8 protein-coding genes and 1 pseudogene are annotated in these 10,000 nt (G+C 62.8%); 2 read left to right on the top strand and 7 right to left on the bottom strand.

From position 1 onward, the window contains the following. Positions 1–813: TonB-dependent receptor plug domain-containing protein (locus tag LDL37_RS07925; RefSeq protein WP_290796420.1), on the bottom strand; the 813-nt coding region annotated here is incomplete at its 3' end. 129 nt (positions 814–942) lie between these two features. On the opposite strand from LDL37_RS07925, the gene LDL37_RS07920 reads away from it, so the two are divergent. Both LDL37_RS07920 and LDL37_RS07915 read left to right on the top strand, forming a co-directional pair. Then, the gene (locus LDL37_RS07920; protein WP_013478420.1) at positions 943–1,431 is read left to right on the top strand and encodes a transcriptional repressor; all 489 of its coding nucleotides are present in this window, start codon (positions 943–945) and stop codon (positions 1,429–1,431) included. 279 nt (positions 1,432–1,710) lie between these two features. Then, positions 1,711–2,919 (top strand): pentapeptide repeat-containing protein, encoded by a 1,209-nt coding sequence (locus LDL37_RS07915; protein WP_290796415.1) that lies wholly within the window; start codon positions 1,711–1,713, stop codon positions 2,917–2,919. Positions 2,920–2,926: 7 nt separating this feature from the next. Here LDL37_RS07915 and LDL37_RS07910 read toward each other — a convergent pair whose 3' ends face one another. The 6 genes and pseudogenes from LDL37_RS07910 to LDL37_RS07885 form a co-directional block, all read right to left on the bottom strand. Beyond that, a complete protein-coding gene (locus LDL37_RS07910) occupies positions 2,927–3,931 on the bottom strand; it encodes a magnesium transporter CorA family protein (RefSeq protein ID WP_290796412.1) in 1,005 nt (334 codons plus the stop codon). Positions 3,932–4,605: 674 nt separating this feature from the next. Beyond that, positions 4,606–4,992, bottom strand: a pseudogene (locus LDL37_RS07905) (CHAP domain-containing protein); the annotation flags it as partial. 442 nt (positions 4,993–5,434) lie between these two features. Next, the gene (locus LDL37_RS07900; RefSeq protein ID WP_290796408.1) at positions 5,435–6,553 is read right to left on the bottom strand and encodes an acyltransferase; all 1,119 of its coding nucleotides are present in this window, start codon (positions 6,551–6,553) and stop codon (positions 5,435–5,437) included. A 147-nt stretch (positions 6,554–6,700) separates the two neighbouring features. Then, positions 6,701–7,078 carry a YdbL family protein gene (locus tag LDL37_RS07895; protein WP_290796405.1) on the bottom strand — a complete coding sequence of 126 codons (378 nt, stop codon included), beginning with the start codon at positions 7,076–7,078 and terminating at the stop codon, positions 6,701–6,703. A gap of 11 nt (positions 7,079–7,089) precedes the next feature. Beyond that, entirely contained in the window at positions 7,090–7,287 is a 198-nt protein-coding gene (locus LDL37_RS07890; protein ID WP_290796402.1) for a YnbE family lipoprotein, read from the bottom strand. A 133-nt stretch (positions 7,288–7,420) separates the two neighbouring features. Beyond that, on the bottom strand, positions 7,421–10,000 hold a 2,580-nt coding region (locus LDL37_RS07885; RefSeq protein WP_290796399.1), incomplete at its 5' end, for a YdbH domain-containing protein.

Genomic DNA, 10,000 nt, shown 5'->3' with positions numbered 1-10,000 from the left:
ATCGGTATGCTTGACACTCAGGCCCGCAAAGCCAAAGTCACCCACATAGGACAAGCCAGCCCCATAGGCGCTCAGATCAACAGCCGAATTTTCCTGACGATCGCGCGTATCGGGTTCCTCCCCTTCGGCGTCGGTCAGCCGACGGGACTCCGGACCTACGGGCGTTTCGTAATCATCACTCTTGCGCTTGAGGGCGTCGGCGGTGAAAACCCAAGGCCCCTGCCCTGTCTTTACATTCAGCCCAAGCTGCTTGCCATTATCAACACTGGAGGCCTGTGCCGTAAAGCGGCCCTCAACACCATCCTTGGCCGGGGCCGACGCAATACGATCGTCGATGATGTTGACAATGCCGCCGATGGCGTTGCCGCCATAGATAAGGGCCGAAGGGCCACGCAGAACCTCTATACGCTGGGCCTCGACCGGATCGGTCCCTGTCGCGTGGTCGGGCGACACGGCTGAGGCATCAATGGCCCCCATGCCGTTGTTGAGCAGCAGAACACGAAACCCGTCAAGGCCACGGATCACCGGACGGCTGGCACCAGGTGCGAAGGCAGACGAGCGCACGCCCGGCAGGGTGGCCAGCATATCGCCAAGACCCTCAGCCGGCTTCTGGTCGATAGTGCTGCGGGTCAGTACATCGACATTGCTCATCAGGGCGTCTTTCGACACACCATAGGCCGTACCGGTCACGACGATCTCCGTTATGTCCTCGTCTTTCTGAGGTGTCGGAGACGAACTCTGCGCCAGAACCGGGGTGACGGCGACCAGCGCGGCAAGGCTGACGGTCAGGGTGAGAACCATACGGGTTTGCATGGGGGAGGCTCCCGAAAAAAGCGGACGGCCACACACAAAGGCCGTACCGGACCGGTATCTGTTATGTAATAACATAAACAGTGTCAAGCCGTCATTGCGAAATGTCGCGAGTCTGCCTAAGTTATAGCCATGTCACACGCCTGCGGCCACGATCACGACCACGTCCACACCCTCGATAGCGGGCGCATCGACGCGCGCCTGAGCGAAGCCCGACGCCTGTGCGAAGCGCAGGGTGAGCGCATGACCGCGCCGCGCCTGCGCACGCTGGAGCTGATCCTCAGCGAAAATGCCCCGGTTAAGGCCTATGATGTCATCGACCGCTTCCACCCCGACGGGGCTGCCAAGCCGCCGACTGTCTATCGCGCGCTGGCCTTTCTGGAGCAGATGGGGCTGATCCACCGCATCGAAAGCCTGAACGCCTTCGTCGCCTGTCAGGGCCACGCCGACGGCAAGGCCGTGCAGCCGCACGCCGCCGCCTTCCTTTTGTGCGACTGCTGCGGCAGCAGCGAAGAGGTGGCCGTCAGCCTGCCCGAAATCGACCAGCAGGCCTCGGCCAGCGGCTTTGAAACGCGCCGGGTGACGCTGGAAGCGCGCGGCCTGTGCAAGGCCTGCCGCTAAATCATTATGTTTTCTGCAAAAACATAATGGCTTAGCCTTTGTTTTGCCCCTCGCCGGGCGGTGGCTACGCCACCTTGGCCGCCGCCTCAATGGCGGCTTGAGCGCAATGATTCCAGTAGAAATCATTGCGCCCCCAAATGTCGCATGAAACGACCACGAGATATTTTTTCGCCCCGCGACCCAGCGTAGAGCAAGTTTTCACCATTTGGCTTCAGGGTCAGGGGGACACGCCTGCCCTCCTCACCGCTCGCTCCCTTCACGCCCTGTCCGGACGCTCCCTTGCCCCTTACGCAGTCAGCCGCCACCTTACAGACCATTGATCCGCGTTCCCTGCGCACGATCATCGAGCTGCACCACAAATACAAGACGATGAAGCCGGGCGGGCAGCTGGCCAATCTCGCCTATATCGACCTGAGCGGGGTCAATCTCGAAGGGATGGACCTGTCCGATGCCGTCCTGACCGGGGCCTGTCTGCGCGGCGCGGCGCTGCGCGACGTCAACCTCAGCCGCGCCAATCTGTACGGATGCGATTTGCGCGAAGCCGATCTGCGCTTCGCCGTGCTCGACCGCGCCGATATGCGCGGGGCCTGTTTGAGGGGAGCCAATCTCACCGGGGCCAGCCTGACGCGCTGCGACCTGCGCGAAGGCCAGATCGCCTTCAAGGATGAAAAGCACGGTCTGCGCCTGATGAAGCACGAAAAGCGCGCCGGCGAACTGGACTACGCCATCCTCTCCGGGGCGGACCTGTCGGGCGCGCGCCTGACCGGCGCCGGGGCCATATCCGCCGATTTCCGCGATGCCCAGCTCGAAGGCGCGGTCTTAAGCCACGCCAAGCTGCGCAATGCCTCGCTGGAGGGGGCCAACCTGTCGGCGGCGGACCTGTCGTCCGCCGACCTGTCCGGGGCCTCATTAAAAGGGGCGGTGATGGTCGGGACCCAGACCCAGGGCATGACCACCAAGGATACCGACATGTCGGATATTCTGGGCGAACCGATCAGCGTCTTCATTGACGATGAACCGCTCGATGACCTGCTCGACGCCTATGAGGCGTGGTGCCGCAGCGGGGGGCAGGAGGGCGCGACGCAGGATTTCAGCGGGCTCGATTTTCGCAGCGCCACCACCCTGATCGGCCGCAAGCTGACGGCGGCCAACATGGCCGGCGCCATCCTGTACGGCATGGACCTCTCCGGGGCGCAGCTACAGGGGGTCAATCTCTCCGGTGCAGACCTGCGCATGGCCGACCTGTCCGGGGCCGATCTGAGGGGGGCGCGCCTGATCGGGGCCCGCCTCACCCGCGCCACGCTGGACCGGGCCAATCTCTCGCCCCTGTCGCTGGGGGGTGACCGCACCCTGCGTGCCGATCTGACGCGGGCCACCCTGACCCACGCCAGCCTGCGCCACGCCGACCTGACGCGGGCGCGGCTTCTGGAGGCCGAAATGGCGCATGTCCGCGATCAGGGCTGCACCTACACGCTGGCGGAAAGATAAGTCGCTTTTATAACCACCCTTTGAGGCGGAACCACACCAGCGGCCCGACCGCTGAGGCGATCATGGCCAGCACCACGAGCGGGTACGCCCACGGCACGTGCAGTTCGGGCATGAATTCGAAATTCATCCCATAGAGCGAAGCGATCAGGGTTGGCGGCAGAAAGGCCACCGAGGCCACCGAGACGATCTTGATGGTCGTGTTCTGCTCCAGATTGATTACCCCCAGCGCCGCGTCGTGCAGATAGGCGATATTGCCCGACACAAAGGCCGAATGATCGTTCAGCGAGGCCACGTCCTTTTCCAGCGTGCGCAGCTTGTCATGGAAGGCATTGAAGCCCGTCTCGTCCGCTCCGACCAGTTCGCGATCCAGCGCCCGCGCAAACAGCAGTAGCCGGCCAAAGGAGACGAGGCTGTCGCGGATGCGCGCCGTGTCCGACTGACAACGGCCCAGTTCGCGCAGGACTCGCTCCAGATTGCGCCCGCGCTTGGGCGCGAAGATACGCCCGGAAATCTCATCCACCGTGGCCGACGCCTTTTCCAGCAGGTCCGCCGTGCGGTCGATCAGCACCTCCAGCAGGTTGGCCAGCGCTTCGTGTGCCCGATCGCAGTTTTCCGGATGGCGCACCGTGCGTTCGGCAAAGATGCTGAACGATTTGGGGTCGATATAGCGAATGGTGATCAGGTGCTGACGGTGCAGGACGAAGGTCACCGGCCCCGATTGCAGGTGGTCGAAGCCACCGTAAAAAGCTACCAGCGCCGTCATGAAGGCCGCGCCGTCTTCGAGATAGAGGCGCGACGAAAACTCGATCTCCTGCATGTCCTCGCGCGTCGGCAGGTTCAGCCCGACGACGCCTTCGACATAACGTTCTTCCTCACGGTCCGGATTGTAGAGGTCGATCCACACCCCGTCCGGCGTAATCTCGCACCAGCCGGCCTCGTCCCCTGCCCCTTCGGGCGGCACCACGGTAAAGGCCCCGTCCGGGGCCGCGTCACGGCTATAGATGTTCAGCATGGGGCCTCTCACAGATCATTCCTGAATAGGCCGCTTTGCGTCGCCCTGACAAGTCAAACGCCGCTGGCGGGACCAGCGGCGTTGCAAACCTTCAGACAAAAAGAACCGGCTCAGGCCTTGGTCTTCTCTGTCTTCTTTTCGGATTTTTTGGCCTCGGCTTCGGCGACCTTTTTGGTCCCCGATTTGTCAGCCTTATCAGCCTTGGCGGTTTTGGAAGTCTTTGCGGCCTTGTCGTCCGCTTCGGCGACGGCCTTCTTGCCCGACTTCGGCGCGGCCTTGGCGCTCTTGTCCGCCTTGGCGTTGTCGGCGACCTTGGTCGTCTTGTCGCCCTTGTCTGTCTTGGTCTTTGATTTCGCCGCCGGAGCCTTGTCGGCATCTTTATCAGCGACGGCCTTTTCGGTGGAGGTCTTCGTCTTGCTCGCCTTGGCCTTATCCGCGGCCTTGGCGTCCGGCTTCACATCGGCGGGCTTGGGCGCCACCGCATCGTCCGCCGTCGCGGAGGCCAGCGCCTGACTGCGCGGCGCTTCGACATCGGTGGTCAGGGCATTGACCAGAGCCTTATTGCTGGTCTTGGAGGACGTCTTCTGCGCCACCTTGTCGAACGCAGACGGCTTCTTGACGGTCGGCTTGTCGAGCACCTGCGTGACGAGGTTTTCCCCCATCTCCTGACCCTTCTGGGCCGCCTGATAGATAAAGCCATAGGTCGGATAGACCGTGGTGCCCACATCGGCGATCGGGCCGTACCACACCTTCACCTTGCTCCAGTCGCCCTTGTCCGAGACATCGACGACGGTGACGTCTTTTTCGACCTGACCACGGCGGCCACCGATGGGCGACCAGTTGGCGTGGGTGATCTGAATGACGCGATCAGTAATAACCTGAGAGACGACGGCCACGTGGCCCAGTCGCATCTTGCCCTGCGGACGGAACACCAGAACCGCCCCGGCCTTCGGTGCCTGACCCTTGTCGTATTTGCCCGAAGCGCCTTCCCACCACGTCCAGGCGTCACCGAAAATGTTCATACCCGTGATCGACCGGGCGAAGGTGACGCATTGCCAGTAGGGGGATTTCTTCTCAGCGGCCTGCGCGCCCACGGCGCCAAACGCCAGAGTCGCCGACAGGGCCAATACGCTTAGTCTTTTCAGCACACGAGCACTCCATTTGGGGCCTGATCGAGGGGCCTTTGCGGCGGTCCTCTTAGGGGTCTTACAGGGGGTGGCTGCGGGTGAAAAAGATCAGCTAAAACGCCCGCAACATTTACTTGTAGAGGTTTGATACATAACTCAGCGGCATTTACAAAGCCTTTATTTTCCAAATCGTGGTAAATTTCCCACATCCGGACGGGCCGTGCCTGAGGATGTTGCAAAAAAGTTGTTAAACATCAGTTAACTATAAATTCGGGGCGCGGGCGAAAAAAAACGAGCGTCTTTTCGCCGCACGCGGGAAAAGACGCTCGAATTATGGGGTTTCGTCCGCTTACGGATGAGAGCGGAGCAAACTGATCTAACGCGCCAGGCGGTAAGCGAGTCGATAGCGCAGCCGGTCCCCCAGATGGCGCACGACATGGCGCATCGGCAGTTCGACAATGTGATGGCCCAGCATGGCGACGGGGATAATGGCGATCAGGCCCACCGTCCACCACAGCAGCGGCAAAGGCGCATCCCCCGTACCCAGCACCATCCCCATCACATTGAGATAGACCCATTTCCATGGCACATAGACCATGTACATGGCGAACGACACTTCGCCGAGATAGACGAGCACGGGGTTGCCCATCACGCCGCCATTACCAAAGCGCGACACGCACAACAGCATCAGACCCAGCATCGGCACGATCAGGGCGTCGATCTTCAGCCACGAGGCCGCAGCAATGACGATCAGGCTGGAGGCTGCCGCCCCCATCAGCGCCACCTGCGGCGTCAGCTTGCCCGACCGCCACACCAGATAAAGTGCGCAGCCCAGCATGAAGGTCGGCACGATACGCAGCGCCCCCCAGAAGACGGTGGCCGAGGTCAGCTTGAAGCCCATAAAGGCTTCAAAAATCATATACAGGCTGACGAGGAAGGTGACCGACAGACCGACAGCCAGCCACGGACGGGCGCGCATCGACCACGCCACCGTGCCGAAGATCGGGAACAGCAGATAGGCGAACCATTCCGCTGAAATCGACCACGAAGGGTGGTTGAAGGACGCTTCCGGCGCCAGACCCCAGGCCTGCACGAGGAACAGATGCGCCGGCAGGGACGGCCAGTTGACCAGATTCTTGTCAACGCTCATGCCTTTCAGCGTCGCGGCCCCCCACAGCAGGATAGCAAAACACAGCGTCGCCAGATGCAGCGGATAGACGCGCGCCAGCCGGTTGACGATGAAAGACCCGTAGCGGAACCGCCCTTCCCCCAGCGACGTCATATAGACGTGGCTCAGAATGAAACCCGACAGGATGAAGAACAGATCGACCCCCAGATAGCCCTTTTCGATGATACCGATGGGGATGGCCCCTTCGAGCGCCGACCAGTAGCTGTAGAGGATCACCCACACCGCCGCAAAGAAACGCAGCGAGGTCAGCGGCCGGATATTGTCGGCTGCGGCCTGGGAAACGGCGGCGCGAATGGGTGTCGTCATGGGCGGGTTCCTGTGCGGGGTGTCCTGAAATAAACCAGTCAGGCGAATTTTGACGAAGCCCTGCACGTCATATGCCACTCACGCACGAAGAAGGCCCTGCGGCACACACTGCCACAGGGCCTTTAAGAAGCCGTGAAATCAGAAGGCTTACTTGCGCTTCCAGTTGCCGGAATCGTCCTTGTAATATTCCCCGGTTTTGACCTTTGGGAAGATCACATTGTTGTAGGCCGAGGCCCCGGCGGCGGCCGGAGAGACGCCATTCTTGGCAGCGGCTTCGGCATAGACGCGGGCACGGCCGGCATTGATCTCATCGACGGCGGCCTTGGTGGCGGCGTCGGCTGAGTCCTTGACGAGGCCCAGATAGCCGTCGGATTGCTCGCCCACCGTACCGGCGGCCTTGGCGGCATCGACGGTCGCCTTGGCGGCGGATTGGGCGTAGGCCGGGGCGTTCAGGGCGATACCGGTAGTCAGCACGGCCGACGACACGACGACGGCGCTGAGGATCGAAAACAGGGTCTTTTTCATAGCCAAATTCCTCAGAACAGGTCCGGATTTTGTTTGACGAGGGCCTTCACATCCTCATCCAGCGAGATACGCACATTGGCGTCAAGCTTGGCGTAGATGGTGATGGGATCGACCTGAAGGCGAACCGTCGGCGTGCAGGCCGCGGTGAGCGCTACACCGGCCAGACACAGGACGGCCACGCCCGCGCGGGCGACAGGGGATTTCAACATGAAGGGCTCCACAGCAAGAGATCATGACGTCTGGATATCAGCTATAAGCTGAACCGGGCCTGAATGACAGAGACATTCTACCTCTGTCTATTGAGCATAATTGTGTCAGCGAGAGCGCCCTGCGTAACGGGCCTTATTTGAGCTTCGACCAGTCGAAGCCACCCCGTTTTTGCACCTCGAAATAGTCCTTAAGGAACTCATCGAGATTGTAATTCACATCCAGATTGAGATTGACCTTGGTATCGGAGGGCAGGTCGATAGGCTTTTGCGTCCAGGTGCCGCGCAGATAGTCAATCAGGCCGATCTTCGCCTCCCGGCGCTGCGGCGGATCATAGCGTCCGACGATGCGGAAGTTGAAGTTCAGCCGCCCCTTGTCATCCGTATTCACCGCCGCTGACAGTTCCTCATAGGCCAGATGCTCCATCGCCTGATAGGCAAGGCCTTCGACGATATTTGGGGCCGGATCGGGCGTCGGGGCCACCGGGACGGCAGCCTTATCGGCGTTGCTGACCGTCCCGCCCTCAGCCGCCACCGCGGTCACCGCGTTGCGGCGGATCGAGACACGGCCCGGCCCTTCGCCCAGCAGATAGCCCTTACGCACACTGAGCTTACCGCCATTCAGTTCAAACGGCAGCTTGCCCGACACGAAGCCAGTAAATTCAGCGTCCTTGGCGAACGGGCTTGAGGCCACCACCTTGCCGAAATCGACCTTGTCAAAGCTCAGTTCGCCCTTGAGCGGCTTGGTTGTATCGAACGGCACGTCCATCGGGGCCAGGGCGAAATCGCCGCCGTCGCTGGTGACGCGCGCGCTTTCGAGCTTCAGATACTCCCCCGCGAACTGCACCACCGCCCGCACGTCTTTCAGTGGCACGACGCTGGTGACGTTGCGGATCGTCAGGGTCTGACCTGGCGCCGATTGCAGCGGAGCCAGAGAGGTAAAGTCAATGCGCCCGTTCAGGCCCTCGACCAGACCCGCCGGGCCGGTAAAGCCCATCTCATTGAGCGTCAGCACGCCGCCTGAGGTCGAACCGTCCGGCGACCAGCCGACAAACCCCTTGAAATCGACGCGGCCCGTGGTGTCGCGCTGCACTACTCCCGCCACCATCGGCGTCAGGTCGAGCGGTTGCAGTTTTTGCGGTGCGAAGGTCAGGTTCGTCGCAGTTAGATCAGCGCGGCCCCGGCCACTGGCCACGTCCGAGGTCAGTCTGATCTCGGCCAGAGGTCCACCAGCGCGCGCCTGCACCGCCGCATCGGCTGAGGTCACAGCCAGCTTGCCGTCCAGCGTCCTGCGGCCCTGCGCTATGTCTCCGGCGATCAACACCGGATGGAAACGCGGCGCGTCGAGCGCGTCGGTGGCCTTCAGGGTTTTCAGCGCCACCGTAAAGCCCAGTCCCTCGGCATCCGCGAAGCTGCTGGCCGTAAAGGCCCCCTCGCCGCCCGCCAGTGCCACCTGATAGTCGGGCGCGGCGGCGGTAAAGCTGTCGAAACGGCCTTCGCTACGCCACTGCCCCCCAGTCATCGTCAGGATGGGGGCCGTCGTCGGGCACAGGCGGGTGGTCACCGCGGTCAGGCGGCCGCCAATATCGGCGCGGTCAGCGGTAAAGGGCACGCAGTCATCAAGGCGCACCTGCAACAGGCCCGCCGCACTATAGACGAAACGGCCATTGGCCCTGGCCTGCGCCCCATAGACGGGCGCGAAGTTGAAACCGGCCTCAAGGCTCAGGCGGCCATCCAGCGCGCCCTGCGCGCCGAAACCAAAGTCCGACACCCGCGCCTTGAGCACCGGCAGGGTTTCGCCGCTCGTCACAATATTAAACGTGCTGCGCGCATCGCTGGCGATCAGGGCGGACGCGCCCTCGGTCGTCAGGCGGATCTCGCCGCCATCGAGCGGACGGATCAGCACCGGCTTGCCCGGACGCACGGCGAAGCGGTGGCGGTTGCCCTGCCCGGTCAGCGACACGCGCACAGTATCGGCCGACAGACTGAAACGGTCGGCGGCGCGCAGCAGAGACACCATCAGGTCCGGGCCCGGCGGCGGTGCGGGCACCGGCGGTATGCCGTCCGGCAGGCGGGCATTGGCGGCGTCAAAGGCTACACGCCCCTCGGCCAGAGCCCTGGCGCGGTCGGCGGCCAGCGCGCCCATGCCGCGATAGCTGCCCTGGCGGCCGTTCACATCGGTGGTCAGGGCGATCTCATAAGCGTCTGGCCCTAAGCGCCCCGTGCCGTCCAGCCGCGCGGTCACGTCGGCGAGGCTCAGATCACCCTGCGCGGCGCGGGCGGCCACGGCGCGGCCTTCAAAACTGAGGTCTGTGCCTTCGGAGCCGTGCGCCAGCGAAAACCCGGAGAGGTCCAGCGCCGCGTCGTTGAGCGACAGGGCGTCCTGCGTAAAAGCCCCGGCCCTGACGCTCAAGGGGCCGTCCAGCGTCAGGGCCGAGGCCGCATCGAGCGCCAGATCGCTGCGCAGCGTCATATCCTGCGCCGTCACCCGAAGCGCGCGGCCCTGCATCGTGCCGCTGGTGACACCGTCCAGCGTCGCCATCACCTGCGACGTGCCCGAAAAGGCCACGCGCGTATTTTCAAAATCCACCCGGCCATTGAGACCTATGGTGCTGTCGAGGCCCTGTATCGAAGCCGCGCCCTCAATGGCCTCGGCGCGCACAGCCAGCATACCGCTGATCACGCCATCAAAGGCCGACAGGGGCGATTTGCGCGA

It is taken from the genome of Asticcacaulis sp. (assembly GCF_020217185.1).
Taxonomy (GTDB): domain Bacteria; phylum Pseudomonadota; class Alphaproteobacteria; order Caulobacterales; family Caulobacteraceae; genus Asticcacaulis.
Note: the sequence above shows the minus strand (reverse complement) of the source record. Positions and strands in the feature narration are given on the sequence as shown.

What these genes read in the sequence shown, in the direction of transcription:
- LDL37_RS07900 (WP_290796408.1), bottom strand. Translation starts at nt 6,553, where the DNA reads ATGACGACACCCATTCGCGCCGCCGTTTCCCAGGCCGCAGCCGACAAT.
- LDL37_RS07890 (WP_290796402.1), bottom strand. Translation starts at nt 7,287, where the DNA reads ATGTTGAAATCCCCTGTCGCCCGCGCGGGCGTGGCCGTCCTGTGTCTG.
- LDL37_RS07895 (WP_290796405.1), bottom strand. Translation starts at nt 7,078, where the DNA reads ATGAAAAAGACCCTGTTTTCGATCCTCAGCGCCGTCGTCGTGTCGTCG.
- LDL37_RS07910 (WP_290796412.1), bottom strand. Translation starts at nt 3,931, where the DNA reads ATGCTGAACATCTATAGCCGTGACGCGGCCCCGGACGGGGCCTTTACC.
- LDL37_RS07920 (WP_013478420.1), top strand. Translation starts at nt 943, where the DNA reads ATGTCACACGCCTGCGGCCACGATCACGACCACGTCCACACCCTCGAT.